General features: G+C 35.2%; 1 protein-coding gene. It reads right to left on the bottom strand.

The genetic code is table 11. The features are described 5' to 3' along the window. The coding region (locus FUA24_RS08045; protein WP_148541234.1) for a phosphoadenosine phosphosulfate reductase domain-containing protein at window positions 1-355 on the bottom strand (355 nt) is incomplete at both ends.

Raw genomic sequence — 355 nt, 5'->3', positions numbered from 1 at the left:
TAACTCTGTCCAGTTTGAAATTGGGAATACGCGAACGTTTTGCCCTAATTCAATTTCACCGTTTAACATATCAAACAATTCTGGTCTTTGGTTTTTTTCATCCCATTGCCCAAAATCATCACGAACAGAGAAAATACGTTCTTTTGCTCTTGCTTTTTCTTCATCTCTACGGGCTCCACCAATACAAGCATCAAATTTAAATTCTTCAATAGCATCTAAAAGTGTGGTTGTTTGCAGCATATTTCTACTTGCATAACGGCCAGATTCTTCTTTTACTTTTCCTTGATCAATAGAATCTTGTACGTTTCTAACAATAAGCTCTAAACCTAATTCTTCAACTAGCCTATCTCTAAAT

It is taken from the genome of Seonamhaeicola marinus (assembly GCF_008085455.1).
Note: the sequence above shows the minus strand (reverse complement) of the source record. Positions and strands in the feature narration are given on the sequence as shown.